Annotated in this window: 18 protein-coding genes; 9 read left to right on the top strand and 9 right to left on the bottom strand. The window is 32.2% G+C overall.

What is annotated here, in order from left to right; translation table 11 throughout:
• Positions 1-76 precede the first annotated feature (76 nt).
• A complete protein-coding gene (locus M9Q43_RS05455; RefSeq protein WP_262317946.1) occupies positions 77-2,800 on the bottom strand; it encodes a beta strand repeat-containing protein in 2,724 nt (907 codons plus the stop codon).
• A gap of 379 nt (positions 2,801-3,179) precedes the next feature.
• Between M9Q43_RS05455 and M9Q43_RS05450 the strand changes: the two genes are divergently transcribed.
• A complete protein-coding gene (locus tag M9Q43_RS05450; RefSeq protein WP_262317945.1) occupies positions 3,180-4,913 on the top strand; it encodes a tetratricopeptide repeat protein in 1,734 nt (577 codons plus the stop codon).
• Positions 4,914-4,958: 45 nt separating this feature from the next.
• On the opposite strand, the gene M9Q43_RS05445 is transcribed toward M9Q43_RS05450, so the two are convergent.
• From M9Q43_RS05445 to M9Q43_RS05430, 4 genes are all read right to left on the bottom strand, one after another.
• Positions 4,959-5,753: a hypothetical protein gene (locus M9Q43_RS05445; protein ID WP_262317944.1), complete on the bottom strand. Its 795-nt coding sequence runs from the start codon at positions 5,751-5,753 to the stop codon at positions 4,959-4,961.
• 438 nt (positions 5,754-6,191) lie between these two features.
• Positions 6,192-8,657: a DUF5686 and carboxypeptidase regulatory-like domain-containing protein gene (locus M9Q43_RS05440; protein ID WP_262317943.1), complete on the bottom strand. Its 2,466-nt coding sequence runs from the start codon at positions 8,655-8,657 to the stop codon at positions 6,192-6,194.
• Positions 8,658-8,705: 48 nt separating this feature from the next.
• On the bottom strand, positions 8,706-9,116 hold the full coding sequence (aroQ, locus tag M9Q43_RS05435) for a type II 3-dehydroquinate dehydratase (RefSeq protein WP_262317942.1): 411 nt from the start codon (positions 9,114-9,116) through the stop codon (positions 8,706-8,708).
• A 73-nt stretch (positions 9,117-9,189) separates the two neighbouring features.
• Entirely contained in the window at positions 9,190-9,744 is a 555-nt protein-coding gene (locus tag M9Q43_RS05430; protein ID WP_262317941.1) for a porin family protein, read from the bottom strand.
• 321 nt (positions 9,745-10,065) lie between these two features.
• On the opposite strand from M9Q43_RS05430, the gene M9Q43_RS05425 reads away from it, so the two are divergent.
• From M9Q43_RS05425 to M9Q43_RS05405, 5 genes are all read left to right on the top strand, one after another.
• On the top strand, positions 10,066-10,689 hold the full coding sequence (locus M9Q43_RS05425; RefSeq protein WP_262317940.1) for an outer membrane protein: 624 nt from the start codon (positions 10,066-10,068) through the stop codon (positions 10,687-10,689).
• Positions 10,690-10,826: 137 nt separating this feature from the next.
• On the top strand, positions 10,827-11,411 hold the full coding sequence (locus M9Q43_RS05420) for a porin family protein (RefSeq protein WP_262317939.1): 585 nt from the start codon (positions 10,827-10,829) through the stop codon (positions 11,409-11,411).
• A gap of 135 nt (positions 11,412-11,546) precedes the next feature.
• Positions 11,547-12,167 (top strand): porin family protein, encoded by a 621-nt coding sequence (locus M9Q43_RS05415; protein WP_262317938.1) that lies wholly within the window; start codon positions 11,547-11,549, stop codon positions 12,165-12,167.
• A 78-nt stretch (positions 12,168-12,245) separates the two neighbouring features.
• The gene (gene xerD / locus M9Q43_RS05410; protein ID WP_262317937.1) at positions 12,246-13,145 is read left to right on the top strand and encodes a site-specific tyrosine recombinase XerD; all 900 of its coding nucleotides are present in this window, start codon (positions 12,246-12,248) and stop codon (positions 13,143-13,145) included.
• A gap of 104 nt (positions 13,146-13,249) precedes the next feature.
• Positions 13,250-14,746 carry a sensor histidine kinase gene (locus tag M9Q43_RS05405; RefSeq protein ID WP_262317936.1) on the top strand — a complete coding sequence of 499 codons (1,497 nt, stop codon included), beginning with the start codon at positions 13,250-13,252 and terminating at the stop codon, positions 14,744-14,746.
• Between the two features lie 51 nt (positions 14,747-14,797).
• Here the strand turns inward: M9Q43_RS05405 and rny are convergent, their stop codons facing one another.
• The 3 genes from rny to M9Q43_RS05390 all read right to left on the bottom strand — a co-directional run bounded on the left by rny (position 14,798) and on the right by M9Q43_RS05390 (position 17,158).
• Positions 14,798-16,360, bottom strand: a complete 1,563-nt coding sequence (rny, locus tag M9Q43_RS05400) for a ribonuclease Y (RefSeq protein ID WP_262318014.1) — start codon at positions 16,358-16,360, stop codon at positions 14,798-14,800.
• Between the two features lie 205 nt (positions 16,361-16,565).
• Entirely contained in the window at positions 16,566-16,859 is a 294-nt protein-coding gene (locus tag M9Q43_RS05395) for a cell division protein ZapA (RefSeq protein ID WP_262317935.1), read from the bottom strand.
• Positions 16,860-16,867: 8 nt separating this feature from the next.
• Positions 16,868-17,158 (bottom strand): hypothetical protein, encoded by a 291-nt coding sequence (locus tag M9Q43_RS05390; protein WP_262317934.1) that lies wholly within the window; start codon positions 17,156-17,158, stop codon positions 16,868-16,870.
• 192 nt (positions 17,159-17,350) lie between these two features.
• Between M9Q43_RS05390 and M9Q43_RS05385 the strand changes: the two genes are divergently transcribed.
• The 3 genes from M9Q43_RS05385 to M9Q43_RS05375 are packed head-to-tail and all read left to right on the top strand — an operon-like array spanning position 17,351 to position 22,264.
• Positions 17,351-19,033: a M23 family metallopeptidase gene (locus tag M9Q43_RS05385; RefSeq protein ID WP_262317933.1), complete on the top strand. Its 1,683-nt coding sequence runs from the start codon at positions 17,351-17,353 to the stop codon at positions 19,031-19,033.
• 9 nt (positions 19,034-19,042) lie between these two features.
• Positions 19,043-21,511: a TonB-dependent receptor gene (locus M9Q43_RS05380; protein WP_262318013.1), complete on the top strand. Its 2,469-nt coding sequence runs from the start codon at positions 19,043-19,045 to the stop codon at positions 21,509-21,511.
• A gap of 39 nt (positions 21,512-21,550) precedes the next feature.
• Positions 21,551-22,264, top strand: a complete 714-nt coding sequence (locus M9Q43_RS05375; protein ID WP_262317932.1) for a hypothetical protein — start codon at positions 21,551-21,553, stop codon at positions 22,262-22,264.
• Positions 22,265-22,518: 254 nt separating this feature from the next.
• Here the strand turns inward: M9Q43_RS05375 and M9Q43_RS05370 are convergent, their stop codons facing one another.
• Entirely contained in the window at positions 22,519-23,220 is a 702-nt protein-coding gene (locus tag M9Q43_RS05370; RefSeq protein ID WP_262317931.1) for a hypothetical protein, read from the bottom strand.
• Between the last annotated feature and the right edge of the window lie 182 nt (positions 23,221-23,402).

Raw genomic sequence — 23,402 nt, 5'->3', positions numbered from 1 at the left:
AGCATTCGATACTAATCCTGCCAAAGTAAAAGGCAACACAAAAAGGTACTTTTTTAACATGATAAAATTTAATTATTTAATTAGAAGCATTTTTTTCAAGTTTAGCGATGCGTTTTTCCAGTTCCAGCAACATGGCTCTCAGTTGGTCGTTTTCGGCTTGTTTTTGATCTAACTTTTCATTGAGCTCCTGTACCGCTTTAACCAACGGTACCACAAACTGACCGTAACGCAAACCGTAGTAATCATCATCGCTTTTAGGCACATCTACACCGTTAAATTCGTAGCCTAGTTCTTTAGCAGCTTGCTCCACTTCCTGCGCCATGAAACCGGATTCTAGGGTTTTAATATATTCTGGTTTATAATCACTTTTACCCATAGATGTGTTTTTTTCATCTTTAGTTCTCAATCCAGAACCTTTATGATGAGCTTCAATAAACGCTTTCATCGCCTCATGGTCTACATAATACGTTACCGGGCGCAGTTTTTTGATAAAATCGATACCCGGCACTTTTGCAGCGTTTTCGGTTTTAAAACGCGCATCGGATAACGTCGTCCAGCCCACTTGCCCACCTATACTGCTTACGGCATTGTTCCCTAAGCGCACTTGGTTGCTGGCAGTGATATTGGTATTAGCCCCCAAAGCGGTTGAGTTGGAATAATTCAAATTAGTCTGATAAGCCCATCTCCCTAAAGCTGTATTTGCAGACCCTGTGGTATTTCCTGCTAAAGCCTGAAAACCTAAAGCGGTATTGTCATTACCAGTGGTATTTAAAGCAAGAGCTCCACCTCCTAATGCAGTACCCCAACTACCTGTAGTATTATATTGCATAGTTTGGCCTCCCACAGATATGTTAGATACTCCCGTCGTATTAAACTCTAATCCTTCATAACCAAAAGCATGATTCCAATTCCCTGTTGAATTAACGCTTAATGCTCTAGAGCCTACAGCTGTATTAAAGTTACCCACAGTATTATTTTGTAATGCATTAGTCCCTACAGCTACATTACCAGATGCCGTATTACTGCTTAAAGCCTGATAACCGATACCTGTATTATCATTTCCTGTAGCATTGTTACGTAAAGCAGCTTGGCCTAAAGCTGTATTTCTATTTCCTGTAGTGTTATTTTCTAATGCAGTAACACCAATTCCCGTATTCCCTTCACCAATGGTATTGTTACGTAAGGCATAGGCACCATTGGCCGTTAACCATCTTCCGGTAGTATTTGACCGCAGAGCGTTTAACCCTGTAGCAGAATTTTCATATCCTGTGGTATTACTTAGTAAAGCATTAGTCCCTAAAGCTGTATTTTGATATCCAGTGGTATTATTTTGCAATGTGTGATTTCCTACAGCAACATTCTCGCCTGCCGTATTTGATTCTAAAGCCTCATACCCAATCCCTACATTATCATTTCCAGTGGCATTATTGCGTAAAGCTCTAGATCCAACTGCAGTATTAAATCCACCCGTTGTATTGCCTCGTGAAGCGTCATCTCCTACAGCTGTATTGGAAGATCCGGTGGTATTTGACAAAAGAGAATTGCCTCCAACCGCTGCATTCCATGAACCGGTAGTTGCCGTGTTTAAAGCCCCTACTCCAAGCGACACATTATTAGCTCCTAAGCGTCCGGCTCTCACATTATTCCGTTTAAAAATAACATCCGCATCGTTGGTCGAGCCCATGAAATCGGTGGTAGCATTTACGGTATTGCCCGCTAACGCCCAATTGTTTCCTGTGGCACTACCGCCGATACCTACCCAGCTAGTGGTAGGATTATCCCAATAATAAAAACCGGGCTGCTGGGTACCCACGGCTGTGGTTAAAAAAACTTGCATACCGTGCTGAGCAGCCGTTGGGTTGGTGGCCGGAAAAACATTTATTCTCGGAATCAACAAGCCCTCAGTGTTCGTAGGAGCCGCAGGGTTAATAGCTTTTACCTCTAAAGCAGCATTGGGGGCTGTCGTGCCAATACCTACCCTAGTACTGGCAGTAGCGCCGTTGGTGCCATTGATACTCCCCAAAACCAAACTATTGGAAGTCGTTGCAGAGGCATTGGCTCCTATGGCTGTAGCGTTCGTCAAATTTGCTCCTGTTTGGCTGTTATATCCTAAACCGGTGTTATAATTTCCGGTAGTATTGGACTGTAATGAATTACTCCCAGAAGCAGTATTACCGGAACCTGTAGAATTGAAATAAAGCGCATGTGCTCCGTTTCCTGTATTTAAATTACCCGAAGTATTAATCCTTAATGATTCTTCACCAATGGTGGTGTTTTGCGACCCTGTAGTTGTATTAGATAAAGTATACATACCAATCGAAGTATTATATGTTCCGGTAACGAGTGGATTCAAGGCACCTACCCCAATTGAGGTATTGTCTACACCCAAACGTCCGGCTCTTACATTGTTGCGTTTAAAAATAACATCGGCATTGTTGGTCGAACCCATGAAATCCGTGGTGGCGTTTACGGTGTTACCGTTCAATTGCCACGCTTTTACATCTTTTCCTAAACCAATCCAGGTGGCAGTAGGATTGTCCCAATAATAAAACCCCGGTGCGTTGCTTCCTGAAGTGGTGGTTAGGTACAACAACATCCCTTGTTGGGCAGCGGTTGGGTTGGTGGCTGGAAATATATTCACTTTAGGAATTAGTAATCCATCCGTATTTGATGGGGCAGTGGCACTGGTCGCGCGAATATCCAATTGCGCATTAGGTGTGGTGGTATTAATCCCTACCTGCGCAAAGGAAATTAGACCGAATACGTTACAACTTAACAACAATAGTTTTTTTAATTTCATGATTAAAAGTTTTACACTAACAACAAGAGTTACACAATTGGTTACAAATAAAAGATTTGGGGCTGGCACAAAACTATCTGAATTGTTTAAAAATTCAAGTTGAAACAGGGGGACAAATGGGGGACAATTAAAATTTTAATATATTGATTATTAATGTTTTAATTTAAATTATGAATAAATGGATGCAAAACGTTTCGGAAATGAACACCTTAAACGACCATTTCTTTTTATTTAAGAAAAAAAAATCAAAACTGAAGATTTTTAAATAGAAACGTATTATATTTTTTTTATTCCTAAATTAAATAACAAATCCAAGTCATTTTATATAAAAAAACAAATGAGATTTCTTACTTTAGCGCTCCAAAGGCAGAACACCCACATGAATGTATCTCATTTTTTTCATTTACTTTTAGTATGCATTTTTACAAATCTTAAGGCTCAAACCATTAAGATACCTAATAATGGAACCAATTTTCAAATAACAACACAGCTCATTCAACAGGAAAGAAATTTTGATAAGGACACTATTGCGCTACAAAAATACCTACAACCTCTAATAAAATCAGAATCTCATTTGCTCATTTATAATGCTTTGTTAGCCAATGGCTACGCAAGCGCTTATGACAATATTTCAAAAAAAAGTAAGGCACTTTATCAAAAATCTATAGAACAAGCCAACCAAGCAAACAACAACTATTTGATCATTTGGACCCGACTCAACTATGTAAAACGTCTTTATCATTATGGATACTATCAAGAAATGCAACCCGTTTTGTTAGAGTTGATGAAAGTCATTCGCCAAACAAAGGAATCAGAAATAATCAATCCTTTAGAAACCTATAAAACTATCGGCTGGATCATGCAAACGCTCTCCGATTATCCAGAAGCGGATTACTATCTGAAACGGGCTTTAAAATATTGTAAACCAGAGAGTGTAAATTATGCTGCGATACTGGACAATTATGGAATAAATTTATACAAAAACCGTCGTTATCAGGAAGCCCTAAAACAGTTTCATAAATCGGGTTTAATCGCCTTAAAAATTAATGATAGTCTCCGATATGCTAAAACATTAGGCAACAAAGCCCTTGTTTATGAAGAACAAAATAAGTACGCTGAAGCCATACAACTTTTAAAAGAAGACATTGCTTTATCGGAACGGTTAAAAGAGTCTAAAAATAAAATGTTTGCCTCGATTGCCTTAGCCCGAATTTATTTAAAAAATAATAATTTATCCGATGCACAAGCAATACTAACGGAAGCAGAAAAAATTGCAGTTTCGAAATCTTATTTTCGAAAATCAGAACTGGAAATCATTAAGTTAAAACTCGAATTACTAAAAAGAATACCCAATGCCAATCAAGAATTGATCACTACCAGACGCATGATGGTCTTACTAGATTCGTTAAAAGCAACAGATGGTGATGAACAAATTCTACAAGTTAAATGGCAAGTACAAAAAGACAAATACCAACAAAAAATTACTCAAGCTAACACACAATATCAGAAGGAAATCGTTGTGAAAAATATTTTGGCGGTTCTAATTGGATTATCAGTTTTTGGAGCCATAGGGCTATTCTTTTATCAAAAAAAGAAGCATAAAAAACGCCATAAAGTTTATGAACTAAAAGTGGCAGCGCTGGAAGATCAGAAACGAAAAATGGAAGAAAAATTCAAATCTTCAAATGAAAGTCTTAGCAGTCAAGTGGAATACCTTAAAAATAAAAACGTTCAAATAAACCTACTAAAGAAAGAAATTGAAACCGTTGAAACTTCCTCCTCTTCTTACTTAGAAAAGAAAAATGGAAAACTCCATGCACTTCTCGAATCACATCTAATGACCGAAAGCAATTGGATTAGATTTAAGCGAGAATTTGAAAAAGAATTCCCAGATTTTTCTCAAAACCTAATAACCAATTTTCCAGAACTTACTGACTCCAATAAGAGAATTATTTTTTTACAAAAATTAGGATTTAGCAATATCGAAATTTCTCAATCGCTAGGAATCACTACAGATGCCGTTAAAAAAGCAAAACAACGTTTAAAGAAAAAACTCGGAGGCCATCAAGATCTCCTGCTCCTTTTTACCCAAAAAGAAACAACAAAAACCTAAAAACCTTCTTTTAAAGGGGTGTTTTTTTCAATTCTCAAGCTACAACTAGTAGAACGAATTATTATCAATCCACACAATTTTCATTCCTCCGCCTTTAAGTGGTACAAAACTTCCGTTTACTTTTTGAAAAAAAACTACCTCCAATACAGCTATAGGAATATTTGAATCCTCTAGAGTAGGGGTATAGGATAAAACTAAATCGTATGTAGTGGCGTCATTCAAGTTAATTAAAGTCATAGAACTTGTCTGAGTTATTGGTGTTCTAAAATGTTCAAAATCTAATTTCGCAACATGTAATTGTAATTGTACTTGGTCAGCTCCCTTTGGGGCAATAAGAGTAGAAGCGCAAAAATCTAAAACCTTTAAACTACCGGCAGTAAAATCAACCTCCATTTTAAAAGGAAAGTATCGACTAAACTTTTGAGTTTTATCAAATTCAAAAGCCAAAAGCGCCTTTTTACCTTCCGATGTTAGCATCCCATTTCTAACGGTTCTATTTCCTCTTTTTTGTATCTCATCTAATTTTAAAATCCCTTGAAACAAACTCACAATATGGTTGTGTACATAAGGTATACGTAGCGGCATCAAACAAGAACTAAAAGCGCTTCTAAAATATTTTCCCACTTTAGCACAATGCGCAAATTCAGAACTGTTTTCTCTAACACGAGCATAATTAGCATTATTCTTAATTTTATCGCCATCAAATCCACCCGTTTTTCGTACTACTATTTTACCATTCATCTCATAAAATGATAAACCATCAAATTTTCCAGTTAACTGTATAATCCCTTTTAATTTTCCCATGAATAATTCATTATAAATAGTTACCCATAATTTCATTACTATATATAGCACTGTTATAGCACAGATATAGCACTAATATAGTACTGTTTATTAATACTAACCAAATATAAAATAAAAAATTCAGGTAGCCTTAATCGTAACAAAAAGGATTAATATTACATTTCTTGTGTTTTATAAAAAGTAATTCCACTAACGTCACTTCGCGTATTTTGCATTTTAAAGCCTCAGATTTATAAAGGTAAAATGTATCAAGAACTGTAGAGACATAATTTTCATCACTACAGTTAGAATTTGTTGTAGTATAATCAATGGATAAAATTAAATTTATAATAGGAAGTATCTAATTAAAGTAAAGTGGAAAGTACACCAATAAAAAAAGACATTTCGTTTAGAAATGTCTTTTGACTTTGTTAATACAAAATTTAAAAAAAGAAATTATTATTTTACATCCACTTAATGATATCTATGTAAATGCTAAAACTTCAACCCAAACATCACGCCATCACCTTGAAAACCGTTTTGATAACTTCTTACATAATCAACTCGTAAGAATCTAAATTTGCCCCAACCAATATTATCAAACCCTACTGTAAACTCTTGATAAGGTTTCATGTTTGGAATGTTCAATTGATGAAAACCTCCAATTAAATTCCATTGTAGTTTGTTTAGCAACGGAATTTTATTCATAATGTAGCCTTTAAAATTGTGCTCAATATGCGTTTCTAAATACGCATCATTCGTAGAATGTGTATAATAAGGAAGCAAATTAAATGAGTTCAAGGAATTGTTCAACAAGTTTATATGTGTTTGATTACCATTGAAATGTTTGTAATCTACGAATGAGATATTATCAGCATTAAAGAATTTTCCTGCTTTAAAACGTAAGCCAAAATCGCCTTTATTTCCTATGGTTTTGTTGTAATCAACTGTTCCGCTGATTAAATCATAATGATAATTGCTGTTGGAAGCACCAAATGCTTTTTCGTAATAGAAACTCAAAATTGGATAATCATCGTTTTGAATGTTGATTTTTCCATCTGGACGCGAAATGTATTTTTGACCAAAACGAATACGTGTTCCTAAACTCGCTTTCATAATATGATGCTTTTCGAACGGAACCGAAGTATAATTATCAGGTTGTAACGGATCGTTTGAAAAATACAAATCATCATTTTTAATAATAGTATAATCGGTATTATTGAATAACGCTCTTCGGTTTTCATATAACAATTTACCTGAAGCAAAAATGCCATTGGTAACTTCTCTTCCGTAATTAATTTCAGCGAATTCTTTATTGTACAATTTCATATAATTGTTTTTAAAGAATAAAGTCGCCACAGAATTTACAATGTTACTTATTGGTTCATTTGGATTAAATTGACTAATTGCGCTTCCGCCTGAAAAATTAATGTAAGCATTATTTATAGTATTGAATCGATGATAAAAATTCCCTTTTACACGCAATCTATCTTCGGCAAAGCCATAATTAAATGTGGATGATACTGAAGTAAATTTTCCAGTTTCTTCATTCCATTTTCTAAATGAAAAGCCACTATCTAAATTGTAACCTTGTACCGTATTAAAACTCAATGAACTCAAATTTGTTAAGCCTTGATAATTAAAATTCCAGTTTTTATAGCTGTTTTTATAGGTGTATCCTGTAATTATTTTTAGCAATTTAAACTTATTGCCTTTAGCATCAATTGAATCTAAATATACTTGAGATTTTCGTGCGTTTTGAATACTGTCTTTTCTTATATAATTGTTTTCTTCTTCTTCAGTTAAAGGCACTGGTCTAGTTTCTGTCCAAAACGAAGTTTCTTTTTTATTGGCATTTTCAGCAAAAGAGACTACTTCTTTACCAAAGGTTTTCTTCTCAAATGCATCTTTAAAAACATAATTAGAAAAAACATAGGTGAATTTACCTGTAAATTTCATTCCAAAAATTCCTGCAATAAAATCCAATGATTGCACGTTTTTTGCCCAAATTTTAGTAGTTTCATTATAACTAAAATTCTGATTAATTTTCATGGTTTCTAAGATTGGTTGTTGCATGCGATATCCTTTGATGTCTAAATCAATTCCATAAATAGCCCAAGAATCTTCAACAATGTAGATATAACCTTCAAAAACCGGTTCTTTATCGCGCTTTGGTGTAACTAAAATTTTATTGATTAATTGATTTTTATCGTCATAAAAAGTGCTTTCTAACTTAAATTTATAATAATTAAAAGTATTGTCGGCTATTGGTGAAATCATATTGATACCAAAATCAACATAATTTTCATAAAAATCATAATTGGTTTTTATAGCAGTATTATAACTAAATCCATTATCATCACCAGCAACTTTTGAAGCAATAATTTCTTCTTTTAAATTGTCTGGTTTTTCAAATTTAATTTTAGAAACCGTTTCAGAATGATAAATAATTCCACTTCTGGTAGAATCTAAGTTGCCATCTAAATCGCCAATTTCAACGCCCATAAATTTCTTTGGAATATCTTTTGCTCTAAAAATTCCTCTTGAATAAAAATCAGCTTCAAATTTATCCGTTTTGGCAGCGTTTTTCTTTTTAGATGCTATTGCTTGACGGATTATTTCGTAAGCTGGGTTTTCTGAGTTCGTAACAACAATATCTTTTAATTCATAATTTTCTTCTTGAAGTGTTACATCAAATTCATATGGAAATTGCGAAATATTTAGTATTTGCTTTTGCGTTTTATAGCCTAAATATTGGAATATCAATGGAACATTGTTTTTTTCGGTTGTATTGATTTCGTATTTTCCTAATTCATTAGTAGTGGTTCCTATATAGGTGTTTTCAATATAAATATTTACAAAAGGTAATGGATTTCCATCAGTATCTTTTACAGTTCCTCTAATTTGAGCAAAAGAAATAATTGAAAAAAGAAGAGTAATTACAAGTATTGTTTTTTTCATGGGACTTTATTTGTATAGACGATATAAAAAATGAAATGGTTGTATTGTTTAAAACGATTGAACGGCTAAATCATAACTCTGCAATCCAAAACCAATGATTACACCTTTTGCATTTGATGAGATATACGATTGATGCCTGAACGATTCACGTGAGAAAGTATTAGAAATATGTACTTCTACAACTGGCGTGGTTATGGCTTTTACAGCATCACCAATACCTATTGAAGTATGCGTATAAGCGCCAGCGTTTAAAATAATACCATCATATAAAAAACCAACTTCTTGAATTTTATCAATTAATTCACCTTCAATATTACTTTGAAAATAAGTAAAATCGATAGTAGCAAATTTTGATTTTAATTTTTCGAAATAGGATTCAAATGTTTCGTTTCCGTAGACTTCGGGTTCGCGTTTACCTAATAAGTTTAGGTTTGGACCATTAATAATAATTATTTGCATGAAGTTTGTTTTTGTAAAAATAAAAAAACCATTCGTTTGTAGAATGGTTTTAGTAAAATATTATGAATATAAATTAAAACATATATCCAACAGAAAACTGAATAACTGAATTTTTAACATCAGCATCTTTTTTAGGTTCAGTTAAACCAGCTGCATATCTTCCGGAAACAAATAAGCCATCTGTGATTTTATAACTCAAACCTCCAGCAACAGCAAAGTCAAATGTATTGCTATCTTCTGCACTTACTTCATTACGTTCACTTACCAATACAGAAGCTTGAGGACCTAATTCTAAACTCAATTTGTCTTTTGTTAAGTAAAATTTTGCTAATACAGGTAAAGAAACATAACCTAGTTCATTTTTAATTTGTTCACCAAGGCCATCTAATTCTGATCCTTGAGTAGAATACAATAACTCGGGTTGTAGAGCAAAGTTTTCAAAAAGTTTAATTTCTGCAACAACACCAGCATGATAACTTGTGATGGTTTTAAAATCATAACCTTCAACATCGCCACCCGTATAGTTGGCAAAATTTAAACCACCTTTAACACCAAATTTCAATAACTGTGCTTGAGAAGTACCAATTCCTAGAATTAGAAGTACCGCTAATAAGATTGCTTTTTTCATATTATATATTTATTGGGTTTATATTTTTACTAACGTAAATGTCGTTATTTTATTAGACAAAAAACTTCAATTAACGTATTTTTATAACTTTTTGACCTTTTTTAGTATTTAACTTTGTTAACTATAGCGTTTTAGATTGTTGATAACTCTGAATCTCTGTTTTTGTTAAAATACTACAAACACTCATATTTTGTAACTATTTGATAAACAATAGGTAGGCTTTTTTCGGTTAAAAAAAATGTTAATAACCTAACAAATTTTGTTCGTTTATATAAAAAAATGATATAAATTTGCTGCATTAACTTTAAATTTAAACTAAACATGAAAAAAGTTTTATTTTCTGCAGTAGCATTATTAGCTTTTGGTTTTGCTAACGCACAAGAAGAAGAAAAAGGAAACGGTGGATTCGCTAAAGGTGATGTATTCGTTTCAGGTGCTTTCACATTAAGTTCAGCTAAAACTGGAGATTTCAAAGAGAATTCATTCGAGATTGCTCCAAAAGTAGGTTACTTTGTAACTGAAAACATTGCTGTTGGTGCTACAATTGGTTACCAATCTAATAAATTAGATAATGGTTCTGATGATGTTTCTAACACAGGTTTAGGTTTAGGAGCTTTTGGACGTTACTATTTTACTCCAGCAAGCAAATTTTCTTTATTCGCTGAGTTAGGTGTAGATTATACATCTTACGACAATGAGTATTTCGTTGATACTGATGGTTCTATTATTGTTCCTGGTACTTCGTTTGAAAGTAAAGAATTAGGATTTGGTTTAGGGGCTGGTATGAACTATTTCGTATCTTCAAACTTTTCAATCGAAGCTGGTGTGGCTGTTTTAGGTTACTCTTCTAATGATAATGGAGGAGATGGAGCTGAAAAAACTAACACTTTTTCTTTTGGTGGTGATTGGAGAGCAGTTACTTTCGGAGTTAACTACAAATTCTAATTTGTAAAAGACAAATAAGTCAAAAATCCCGCTTCGGCGGGATTTTTTATTTTTATCTAGTTTTAATTTATTTTATCGTTTAAATTTTGATTTTTGTGTACTTTTCTTACATTTGCTCAAAATTTAAAACTTTAAACATGAAAAAAATATTTTTTGCTGCTATTGCAGTTATGGTATTTGGTTTTACAAATGCACAAAATAGAGAAAAAGGTGCAATTGAGTTAATACCTCAAATCGGTTATTCAAGCGCAAATTATTATGGAGAGAGTGATTTAGAATCTAATGCAATTTCAGGTGTTACTTTTGGAGTTGGAGCTGATTATTTTTTTAATGATAGATGGAGTTTACGTTCTGGATTACATTATCAAAAAATGGGAGCTGAAGGATCTGGAGGTTATGAAGAAAAATTAAATTATCTTACACTTCCAGTAAATGCAAATTGGCATTTTGGCTCTACAAGAAAATGGAATTTGAATTTTGGTCCAAGTTTTAGTATGTTGATGTCGGCAGAAAATAATTTTGGGGATATTAAAGATAGCGCTAATTCATTTCAATTAGGTTTAGCTTATGGAATTGGTTATAAAATTGAAGTAAATGAAAAATTCAGTATTTTAGTTGATTTTCAAGGGATTACAGGTTTAACGGAAGTTCCAAAAGATAGCGATTTTACATTAAAAAATGCTTACAGTTCTTTTAATGTAGGTGGTGTGTTTAAACTATAATTCTGGTTTAATATAGATAAAATCCTGCTTTCGAGCGGGATTTTTTTATTTCAACTAGTTTTAATTTTTTTTATCGGTTATATTTTAATTTTAGTACACTTTTCTTACATTTGCTCCAAATTAAAAATTATAAACATGAAAAAAATATTTGTTGCATTAGTAGTGCTTTTGAGTTTTGGAATTTCGTTTGCACAAGAAGAGACAAAATCGGGTTCTGATATTAAATATGGTGCAAAAGGCGGATTAAATATAGCAAATATAGTAGGTGATGACGCTGGAGATGCTAATGTTTTTATTGGTTTTAATGCAGGTTTCTTTGTTGAAATCCCTGTTGCTGATAAATTAATATTTCAACCAGAAATTTTATATTCAGCTCAAGGTTCAAAGTCTGATGGAATTATTGATGGTTATAATGTTGATGCGACTTTAAAATTTAATTACATCAATGTTCCATTAATGTTCAAATATCAAGTTGCAAATAAATTTTCATTAGAAGCAGGGCCATATATTGGTTTTTTAACAAGTGCTAAATTGAAATTTGATGTTGAAGGTTTAGGTTCAGATACAGTTGATATGAAAGATGATGTAAAATCTACAGATTTTGGTATAGGTGTTGGGATGAATTATGAATTTTCTGATGTTATTTTTGCAAATGCAAGATATCAAGGTGGTTTAACAGAAATTGGCGATTCTGAAGCTGGTGGGAATAGTGTTAAAAATTCTGTTTTTCAAATAGGTTTAGGTTTTAGATTTTAATCAAAACGAAAATATATTTTATTAATCCCGAGAAAAATCGGGATTTTTTTATTGCATCAAATTGCTTATATTTGAAATATGAGTACATGGCAATCGTATATAAAAGAATATCAAAACTATTTAAGATTAGAGCGTGGTCTTTCTAAAAATACCATTGAAAATTATACGTTTGATGTTGAAAAGCTGTTGTTGTTTTTAAATCAAAAAGAAATTGAGGTTTCACCTATTCATATTTCTGAGGAAATACTGCAGCAATTTATTTATGAAATGGCAACACAAGTAAATCCAAGAAGTCAATCGCGTTTAATTTCGGGTTTAAAGAGTTTTTTTAATTACTTAATTTTTGAAGATTATCGGAAAGACACACCTTTAGAATTAATAGAAGTTCCTAAAACTGGTAGAAAACTTCCCGATACACTCTCTACAGAAGAAATTGATAGATTAATTGCTGCGATTGATTTGTCTACACCAGAAGGTGAACGAAATAAGGCAATGTTAGAAACCTTATACAGTTGTGGATTAAGAGTTTCAGAATTAATTTCATTAAAAATATCTGATTTATTTTTTGAAGAAGGCTTTGTTAAAATCACTGGTAAAGGAAACAAACAGCGTTTTGTTCCAGTAGGGAAAACTACTATAAAATATATTACTCAATATGTCAATCAAATACGGGTACATTATCCTATTCATAAAAATTTTGAAGATACCTTATTTTTAAACCGTCGTGGTAGACAACTTACAAGAGCAATGGTTTTTACTATTATTAAGAATTTAGCTATAAAAATAGGCTTAAACAAAACAATAAGTCCGCATACTTTTCGTCATTCTTTTGCAACTCATTTACTAGAAAATGGAGCCGATTTGCGTTCGATTCAAATGATGCTAGGTCACGAATCTATTACTACTACCGAAGTTTATATGCATTTAGATCGAAAATATTTGGCACAGGTTTTGCATAACTTTCATCCAAGAAAATAAATTAACATTTGTTTAATTTTAACAAAATAAATCATTGGTTTTCAGTATTTTTGTAAACTCCAAATTTATTTTTCTGGTAAATATTTAAAAAAATCCCCATATTCATGATTTTTACATCCAAAAAGCCTGAAGATTTAAATAAATTATACGAAAGTTTAATAAAGCAACTTCCAAATATAATTTTTCAAATTAGAGTAACTGCTAATAGGGAAGTTCATTTGGAATTTATAAGTAAGCCTGTTGAATTTTTATACCAATTTTCTATTGAAGAAATTTTAGAAGATTCATATAAGTTTGCAAAGTATAGAATTTATGAAAGTGATTTAAAGGTTTTTAAAGAAACCTTTAATGTTGCAGTTGAAACTAAAGCTAAATGGGAAGTAGATTTTCGTTTTCTCTTACCTGATAGCAGCTATAAGTGGATTCGAATTGAAGCTACTCCAAAAGCCACAGAAAATGATGATACTATCTTTTATGGCTTGTTGTCTGATATTACTACAATTAAAGAACAAGAAATTCAATTAAGAGTTGCCGATGAACGTTATCATTTTGCAGTTCAAGCATCAGACAGAGGTGTTTGGGATTGGGATATGGTAACAAATAAAGTGTACTATTCTTCGGAATCTATGAAAATTTTGGGGTTAACTGAATCTGATTTGGTTGCTTCACCAGAAGAATGGGATGATCGAGTTCATCCAGATGATCGTGAGGAATATTATGGGAATATTAATTTGCATTTTGAAAACAAAATTCCTTTTTACGAAACTTGTCATCGTGTATTGTGCAATGGTGAATACAAGTGGATATTAGACAGAGGAAAAGTAATTGAACGTGATGAAAATGGAAAACCTTTGCGAATTGCAGGAACTCATACAGATATTTCGGCACAGAAAGAGAAAGAGCAAGAATTGTTAAAAATGCTTGAAATTGTAAATTTGCAAAACAATAAGTTACTAAATTTTGCACATATTGTTTCTCATAATTTGCGTACTCATGCTGGAAATATTAAATCGCTTTTAGAGTTATACCATAATAGTAGTTTTACACACGAAGAAACTATTACGAATATTGATATTGTGTCTAAAGAACTTAATGAAACGATAGAAAATTTAAATGATTTAGTAAAAGTACATACACAAACTAATAAAGAATTTGTTTCATCACAATTGTCAGATTATATTACTAGAATGCTTTATATTTTGAATGAAGATATTACCAATAAGAATATCATAATTGAAAATAATGTAAATGAAAAAATTCAAGTAAATTGTATTCCGGCATATTTGGAAAGTATTTTACTGAATTTAGTTACTAATGCAATTAAATATTCCAATGATAAAAAAGATATTTTAATTTCTTTCAATGTAACTGATACAACAGATTTTTTAATATTGAATGTATCTGATAATGGTGTAGGAATTGACATGGAACGCTATGGTAGTTCAATTTTTGGATTGTATAAAACTTTTCATGGACATGAAGATTCTCGAGGAGTTGGTTTGTATATCACCAAAAACCAAATTGAAACTATGGGAGGGAAGATTGAAGTGGAAAGCAAACCAAATGTTGGAAGTACTTTTAAAGTATATTTTAAGAAATAAAAAGAGGCTTGTAATTTACAAGCCTCTTTTTATATATGATATTTTTAGATTTTATTTCGCAATATTTACAGCTCTTGTTTCTCGAATAACTGTAATTTTTACTTGACCAGGATATGTCATTTCAGTTTGAATTTTTTGAGAAATGTCAAATGATAAGTTTGAAGCAGCTTCATCAGAAACTTTTTCACTTTCTACAATAACACGTAATTCTCTACCAGCCTGAATTGCATAGGCGTTTTTAACACCACCAAATCCAAAAGCAATATCTTCTAAATCTTTTAAACGTTGTATGTAAGAATCTAATACTTGTCTTCTTGCTCCAGGGCGTGCTCCAGAAATAGCATCACAAACTTGGATAATTGGAGAAATCAATGATTTCATTTCAATTTCGTCGTGGTGAGCTCCAATCGCATTACAAACTTCCTCTTTTTCACCATATTTTTCAGCCCATTGCATACCTAAGATTGCGTGAGGTAATTCACTTTCTGTATCTGGTACTTTTCCAATATCGTGTAATAAACCAGCTCTTTTAGCTAATTTAACGTTTAATCCTAATTCTGCCGCCATAATACCACATAACTTGGCAACTTCTCTTGAGTGTTGTAATAAGTTTTGTCCGTAAGATGAACGGTATTTCATTCTACCTACTACTTTGATTAATTCAGGGTGTAATCCGTGTATTCCTAAATCAATTACCGTACGTTTTCCAGTTTCGATGATTTCCTCGTCGATTTGTTTTGCTGTTTTTGCAACAACTTCTTCGATACGAGCTGGGTGAATACGTCCGTCGGTTACTAATTTGTGTAATGCTAAACGAGCGATTTCTCTTCTTACTGGATCAAAACAAGATAAGATAATAGCTTCTGGTGTGTCATCAACAATGATTTCAACTCCAGTTGCTGCTTCTAAAGCTCTAATGTTACGACCTTCACGACCAATGATTCTACCTTTTACATCATCAGATTCAATGTTAAATACCGATACACAGTTTTCTACTGCTTCTTCAGTACCTACACGTTGAATAGTGCTAATGATTATTTTCTTAGCTTCTTGATGTGCTGTCATTTTTGCTTCTTCAACTGTATCTTGAATGAATGACATAGCATTTGTTTTGGCTTCTGCTTTTAAGCTTTCTACCAATTGTTCTTTAGCTTCCTCAGCTGATAAACCAGAAATTACTTCTAATTGTTCTACCTGACTTTTGTGAAGTTTGTCTATTTCTTGTTGTTTTTTGTCTAAAAGTTCAATTTTAGTCGAATATTCAGCAATTTTGGCTTCCGCTTCGTCATTTACTTTTTTCGCTTTAGCTAATTCATTAGAAATTTGAGATTCTTTGTCTCTTGTTCTTTTTTCAGCTTCTGCTGTTTTTTTATCTCTAGCTAAAATGACTTGTTCGTGTTCTGCTTTTAGTTCTAAAAACTTTTCTTTTGCTTGTAAAATTTTCTCTTTTTTAGTGGCTTCAGCTTCAGCTTTTGCGTCTTTTAAGATTGAACCTGCTTCTTTTTTTGCGTTTTTAATAAGGTTTGAAACATTGCTTTTCTCTAAAAATTTAGCGATTCCAAAACCTCCTGCAAGACCGATTAAAATACCTATTATTATGTTTAGTATCATGATGTGTGTAAAAAAATTATATAAAAAAAGCCTACATTAGGTGTTTGTATAAACTCTGTTATACAAGATTTGAGTTAACTTGCAGTTCAAACTTCCCACTAAAGGGCCTGTTATAGTTGCAAAGATTCACTCGTTTATTTTGTTAGTGTTGAGTTTATCAAATATATACTAATGTAGGCAGTATTGTATTTATGTTGTAAGAACGTATTTATTTTGCGAGTAACTCACTCAATTTTTTGTCCAAATTTTGCAATCTGGTTATAGCTGTTTCATTATCCTGCGAACCCGAGATTTGTTTTTGCTCTACTTGTGCTGCAAATTGCAAAGCACACATGGCTAAAACATCTTGCTTATCTCTTACAGCGTAGCTTTGTTCAAACTGTTTAATCATAGCATCAATTTTTTTAGAAGCACTTCTTAGTCCTTCTTCTTGCGCTGTATCTACTGTTAGTGGATACACTCGGTCTGCAATTGATATTTTTATTTTCAGTTTTTCACTCATAATGCTTTCTAATCAGAAAGTTGCGCTATGCAATAATCAATTTCGCGAATTAATGAATTTATTTTGAGTTTTGTTTCTCGTTTATTTTCTTCACTGCCTAGTAATGAATTAACCATTTTTAGAGTATCTATTTGATTTTTTAACGAAACAATTTCATCAGATTGCTCTTGTTGATTTTTTTTAGAAAGCAACAATTCGTCTTGCAACTCTTGGTTTTTCTTTTCTAACAGAACCAATTTTTGGTTAAGCTTAAAAAATTTAACTTCGAGAGAATCAATTAATTCAGATAATCCGTTCATTAACGATACAATTCATTTCAATATTTCACAAAGTTAACATTAGTAATCAAAATTAGCAATAGTTTTTACTAAATTTTGTGATTAAATTTTTATTATTTGTAAGTATTTGGTTGTTAAGCATTTATTTGAGGTATGATTTTTGTTCACTTTAACTCAATATTTTTTATTATTTTAGCAATAAACAAAAGCACTATGAAATTATTATTAGCCATTTTACTCGCCCCTTTATTTCTTTTTAGTCAAGATTATCCACAAGAAACCTTTCAATCTCCATTAGGAATTCCGTTAGATTTATCGGGTTCTTTTGGCGAATTGCGCAGTAATCATTTTCATTCGGGATTGGATTTTAAAACTTCAGGAAAAGAAGGTTTACCAGTTTATGCTGCAGCGGATGGTTATATTTCACGTATTAAAATTTCAACTTTTGGCTACGGAAAAGCAATTTATATTACGCATCCAAATGGTTATACTTCGGTTTATGGTCATTTGCAAAAAGCCAATGGTGCAATTCAGGATTACATAAGAAAAAGACATTATCAAGAGAGATCTTATGAAATTGAAATGTATTTGTATCCAACAGAATTGCCTGTAAAAAAAGGAGATATCATTGCTTATTCTGGAAATACTGGCGGTAGCGGAGGTCCACATTTACATTTTGAATTCAGAGATACAAAATCTGAACAAATAATAAATCCGATGCATTTTGGTTTTAAAAAAATAATTAAAGATGAAAGAAAACCTGTAATTCAAGGTGTCCTAGCATATCCTATTGATTCTACAATTGTAAATAATTCGCAAAAACCAATCAATATTTCGTTTTCTAAACAAGCTGATGGAAGTTATTTAAGCGTAAAAGTAAAAACCAACGGAAAAGTCGCTTTTGGAATTAATGCCTACGATTTTTGTACAAATGGTTACAATAAAAACGGATTATACAAAGTAAAAGCTTATTTAAATGGTGTTTTGCAGTACCAATATGGTTTTGATTCTTTTGCTTTTGATGAATCGCGTTACATCAATAATTTTATTGATTATGAACGTTTTCACGAAATGGGTCAACGTGTTCAAAAATTATTTCAATTGAACGAATATCCTCTTTCGGTGGTTTCAGGAAATAAAAAAGATGGAATTATAAAAGTACAACCCAATACAAATTACAATTATAAAGTTGAATTATATGATTTTCACGGAAACAAAGTCGATTTGGTTATTCCAATTGAATTTGCTTTACAAGAAACCAAAATTGCAAAAACAGTTCAAAAAACGCCATACTACATAAAAGCCAAAACAGAATCTATTTTCGAAAAAAATAATGTTTCCGTTTATGTGCCCGAAAATGCTTTTTACAATAATTTTTATATGAATTTTGATGTAAGTAATGATATTGTAACGCTACACGATGATAGTGTTCCAGTACATAAAAACATCACACTTACATTTAACGATGTTGTAGGTTTAACCGAAGAGCAATTAAGTAAGACATATATTGCAACGCTTGATGGATATAAATTAGATTACAACAAAACCTATCGAAAAGGCAATAGTTTTTCAGTAAAAACAAAATCATTAGGGAAATATAAATTAGCACAAGACACTACACCACCAAGAATTTATAATGTAAATTTTGTTGAAGGAAAAAAACTTACAGACCAAAAAACGATTAGTGTTTCTGTAACCGATTTACATTCCGATATTGATACCTATAATGGTTATTTGAACGGAAAATGGATTTTAATGGAGTATGATTACAAAACAAAAAAGCTCACACACAATTTAGATGATAAAATTTACGTTGAAGGTAGAAACGATTTAAAGATTGTTGTTACCGATAATTTACAAAATTCAACTACCTTTGAATCTTACTTTTTAAAATAATTAAAACGCATTCATTTGAAAAATATAGTTCTATTTTTAGTTTTTAGTTTAGTATCTGTAGTTGCTGTTGCCCAAAAAGCCCGTGTTAAAGGTGTTATTTTGGACGAAAATAATAATCCTGTTGAAAATGTAAGTATTTCAGCAGAAGATTTGGGAACTGTTACAAATTCCAACGGATTTTATCAGTTAGAAATTCCAGCCAATAAAAAAGTAACGCTTGTTTTTTCACATGTATCATTTAAGAATTATAAACTTGTTTTAGAATTAAAACCAAATGAAGATTATGAATTAAATCCTGTTTTAAATTCAAAAGTTGAAGAAATTGGAGAAGTGGTTTTGGTTGGGAACAATAAAAAACGAATCGAAGGTGTTACCACAATTGACCCTGTAGTCATTAGAAAAATTCCTGGAGCTAATGCGGGAATCGAAAATATTATCAAAACGCTTCCGGGTGTTTATTCCAATAACGAATTGAGTACTTCTTATGCGGTTCGTGGTGGAAATTACGATGAAAATTTAGTATATGTCAACGAAATTGAAGTTTATCGTCCGTTTTTAATTCGTTCTGGTCAACAAGAAGGTTTGAGTTTTACGAATACTGATATGGTTCAAAATGTGGATTTTTCTGCAGGAGGATTTCAGTCGAAATATGGCGATAAATTGTCTTCGGTTTTAGATATTACCTACCGAAATCCAAAACGTTTTGGTGCGAGTTTAGAAGCTAGTTTATTAGGAGGAAGCCTTACCCTTGAAGGCGTTTCCAAAAATCAAAAATGGACTAATATCACAGGTGTTCGATATAGAGATAATAGTCTTTTAGTAAATAGTCAGGAAACTGAAACTAATTTTAGACCCACATTTTTTGATGTTCAAACCTTGTTGAATTTCAATGCTTCAACCAAATGGAATTTTAGTTTTTTAGGTAATATTTCGCAAAATCGATATAACTACGAACCTTTAACGCGTCAAACTAATTTTGGAACTATCGATGAACCAATTGCATTGTTAGTATTTTATGAAGGACAAGAAAAAGATAAATACCTAACGTTTTTTGGTGCCGGAAAAGCCGTTTATCAATACAACGAAAAAAATAAATTAAAATTCATCCTTTCAGGATATCACACGCAAGAGCAAGAATATTATGATATTTTAGCACAATATCGTTTGGGTGAAGTGGATGCGAATATTGGTTCTGAAACGTTTGGGGATGTTGTTTTTACTCGTGGAATTGGATCACAATTAAATCACGCGCGTAACGATTTAGATGCTTTAATCGTAAATGCCGAAGTAAAAGGTTTTCATGAACTAAACGAAAAATCACAATTTGAATGGGGTGCAAAATTCACTAAAGAAGATATTCGTGATAGAATTGTAGAATGGGAAGTAATTGACTCAGCTGGGTTTTCCTTACCTAATCCTATTTTAGATTATCAAAATGATCAGCCTTACAATCCGTATGTTGGACCATTAGCACCTTATCAGAATGTAAGAGCAACTAATTATACTAAAATCAATCGATTGTCAGGTTATGCACAATGGAATTACAGAGGAAATATTGGCGATCATGACTATTGGGTAAATGCTGGAATTCGTGCACATCAATGGCAAGTGGATGCCGATGGAAGACCTAAAGGGGATAGCCAAATAACATTTTCACCAAGAGTTCAGTTTGCTTTTAAACCTAATTGGGATAAAGATATGTTGTTCCGATTATCAGGAGGATTATATCATCAACCGCCGTTTTATAGAGAATTACGAGATTATGATGGTGTAGTGCAAACTAATGTAAAAGCACAGCAATCGGTTCATGTAGTTTTGAGCAATGATTATAGTTTTAAAATGTGGAAGCGACCGTTTAAATTGGTTTCCGAAGCGTATTATAAAAATATTACCGATGTAAATACGTATACAATTGATAACGTTCGTATTCGTTACAGAGCCAACAACGATGCCGAAGCTTATGCTTATGGGTTTGATGCTCGTTTAAACGGAGAATTTGTACCAGGAACAGAATCGTGGTTTACTTTTGGTTATTTAAAAACCGAAGAAAATCAAGATGGAAAAGGTTTTATTGCTCGTCCAACCGATCAACGATTAAAATTTGGCGTTTTGTTTCAAGATTATATGCCAAATATTCCAAATTTGAGATTGTATCTGAATTTAGTTTACAACACCGGATTGCCAGGTGGTTCACCTGCTTATGCTGACCCATACGCTTATCAATTACGTTTGAATGATTACCGCAGAGCCGATGTTGGATTCTCTTTTGTGTTTAAAGATGAAAAAATCAAATCAAGTAAAGTTTGGTTAAAACCGTTTAATGAATTTTCATTGGGATTAGAAATTTTCAATTTATTCAACAATCAAAATGCCATTACGAATACTTGGGTGCGAGATGTGTATACCAAATCGCAATACGGAATTCCAAATTACATGACTACTCGAGTTTTTAATATTAAATTGGTTGCAAGGCTGTAATCAATGTTTTTTAGTATATTTGACTATAAATACTTTTCCATGAAACGCATTATCACATCAATAGTTTTGCTAACCGCACTTATCAGTTGCAAGCAAGAAAAGGAAACGCCAAAAGTAATTTACGAAGATGGTAAATCTAAAGTGGGAACTACTGCTAAAGATACCGCGTCTTTTAAAGTTGCCGATTTGCCTATTTTGATGGAAGAAACACAATATTTGATTCATCCTGTTGGCGATATTCGTGTGTATGATACTGATAGTAGAGCATATGGAAGTAGTAAAACAAACCAAGTGAGCTATGCAATTTCAAATTATAATCGATTTGAAATTACAGGATATTTTGATAATTTAAATTTCCAACATATTGATTCTACGAATGTAAAACCTTTAACCGATAAAAAAATTCAAATTCAAACTGCTACTTTTTTAGACGGAATTGCTTCAAAAACCAAGAAGCAAATTATTGCTTACACATTGGTTGATGCGGATACCAATAAAGATGGAAAAATCAACCAAAACGACATTAAATCATTGTATTTGAGTACGGCAAGTGGCGAAAATTTCACAAAACTTTCAGAAGAATTTCAAGAATTAGTCGATTGGAATATTATTGAAGCACAGAACCGTTTATACTTTAGATGTATCGAAGACATCAACAAAAACGGTGCTTTTGATAAAAATGATAAAGTACATTATCACTATGTAAACTTGTTAGCAAACGAGTGGAAAGTGGAAGTGTATACTCCGAATTAGTATATATCATCCCTACGGGATTTTAGTTTCTGTTGATTTCTTTTGTTACCAATATTACATGCCTAACGGCATTTATTCAAATTGCAATAATTTTTTAGCATAGACTTGTTAGTTCCGTAGGAACGATATTTTGGTAACAATAAGTGATAGGTGAGAAAAAGTCCCGTAGGGACGACATTAAAATAATAGAAATTAAAAAATAAAATCAGTTTCAATCCGCGTTGCAAAGCATCCTTTTCATCTGCGTTCAACCTCTAAATCAAAATATCACTTTCTAAATCCGATTTTTCAATTTCGAAATCAAATCCTAGTTTAGAAACCAATTCAATTACCAAATTTTTATACCAGTTTTCACTTTTTGGGTGAATGTAGATTTTTTCAATCAATTGGTTTAGGTTTACATCTACTTTTAACCCGTTGTCGATTTTTAAATTGGTGTTGGAAACGTCAGAGATAATGCGAATTTCTCTTTCGTACTGAAAACTTTTTCGTTTAAATAAAAACGGGAAAAACGTATCATCAAAAGGAATAAATTCTTTTTTGTAATCGATATAATTTACGGCTCCAATGTATTGCTCCGTTTTTTTCTCAGGAAGTAAGGCTTCTTTTAATCTGCCAATAGTAGTTTGAATGGCTAAACCTTCCGTATTTTGAGTGAAAATCTGCCACATGGCAAACGATTCATATTCGTTAATGTGCCAACTACTAACCACTACTTTTTCACGATGCGATTTATAATTGTCTAAAAACTTTGGGTTATTTGCTGCAATTTTCTTGATTTCTTCAAAAGTGGGTTCTGAAAATGTGCCTTCATATTGGTCTTCAAACTTATCAGAGCGTGACATAAATAACTGACGCGACATCAACATGTCTAAAAATTTAGACAAGTCCAAATATTTCCAAACAATAGTATCATTGTCTTCGGGTAACGTAATATTTGAGCTGTTTATGTACATTTTTCAAGTTCAAAATTCAAGTTCAAAATTCAATTATAAAATAGATTCCTGTCGGAATGATAAGTTTGTGTAAGACTTAAATGAACTTAATCCATAAAGATACTTAACTTCAAAAACTTATGTGACTTATATGTTTAAAATTTAAAAATCTGTTTAAATCAGCGTTTCGCTTTAGCGAATCA

Origin of the sequence: Flavobacterium odoriferum (genome assembly GCF_025499515.1) — a bacterium.
Classification (GTDB): Bacteria; Bacteroidota; Bacteroidia; order Flavobacteriales; family Flavobacteriaceae; genus Flavobacterium; species Flavobacterium odoriferum.
Note: the sequence above shows the minus strand (reverse complement) of the source record. Positions and strands in the feature narration are given on the sequence as shown.

Coding starts and splice junctions, on each gene's coding strand:
- M9Q43_RS05445 (WP_262317944.1), bottom strand. CDS start 5,753: ATGAAATTATGGGTAACTATTTATAATGAATTATTCATGGGAAAATTA.
- M9Q43_RS05385 (WP_262317933.1), top strand. CDS start 17,351: ATGAAATTATTATTAGCCATTTTACTCGCCCCTTTATTTCTTTTTAGT.
- M9Q43_RS05395 (WP_262317935.1), bottom strand. CDS start 16,859: ATGAGTGAAAAACTGAAAATAAAAATATCAATTGCAGACCGAGTGTAT.
- M9Q43_RS05455 (WP_262317946.1), bottom strand. CDS start 2,800: ATGAAATTAAAAAAACTATTGTTGTTAAGTTGTAACGTATTCGGTCTA.
- xerD (WP_262317937.1), top strand. CDS start 12,246: ATGAGTACATGGCAATCGTATATAAAAGAATATCAAAACTATTTAAGA.
- M9Q43_RS05420 (WP_262317939.1), top strand. CDS start 10,827: ATGAAAAAAATATTTTTTGCTGCTATTGCAGTTATGGTATTTGGTTTT.
- M9Q43_RS05450 (WP_262317945.1), top strand. CDS start 3,180: ATGAATGTATCTCATTTTTTTCATTTACTTTTAGTATGCATTTTTACA.
- M9Q43_RS05415 (WP_262317938.1), top strand. CDS start 11,547: ATGAAAAAAATATTTGTTGCATTAGTAGTGCTTTTGAGTTTTGGAATT.
- aroQ (WP_262317942.1), bottom strand. CDS start 9,116: ATGCAAATAATTATTATTAATGGTCCAAACCTAAACTTATTAGGTAAA.
- M9Q43_RS05430 (WP_262317941.1), bottom strand. CDS start 9,744: ATGAAAAAAGCAATCTTATTAGCGGTACTTCTAATTCTAGGAATTGGT.
- M9Q43_RS05390 (WP_262317934.1), bottom strand. CDS start 17,158: ATGAACGGATTATCTGAATTAATTGATTCTCTCGAAGTTAAATTTTTT.
- M9Q43_RS05405 (WP_262317936.1), top strand. CDS start 13,250: ATGATTTTTACATCCAAAAAGCCTGAAGATTTAAATAAATTATACGAA.
- M9Q43_RS05370 (WP_262317931.1), bottom strand. CDS start 23,220: ATGTACATAAACAGCTCAAATATTACGTTACCCGAAGACAATGATACT.
- M9Q43_RS05440 (WP_262317943.1), bottom strand. CDS start 8,657: ATGAAAAAAACAATACTTGTAATTACTCTTCTTTTTTCAATTATTTCT.
- M9Q43_RS05425 (WP_262317940.1), top strand. CDS start 10,066: ATGAAAAAAGTTTTATTTTCTGCAGTAGCATTATTAGCTTTTGGTTTT.
- M9Q43_RS05375 (WP_262317932.1), top strand. CDS start 21,551: ATGAAACGCATTATCACATCAATAGTTTTGCTAACCGCACTTATCAGT.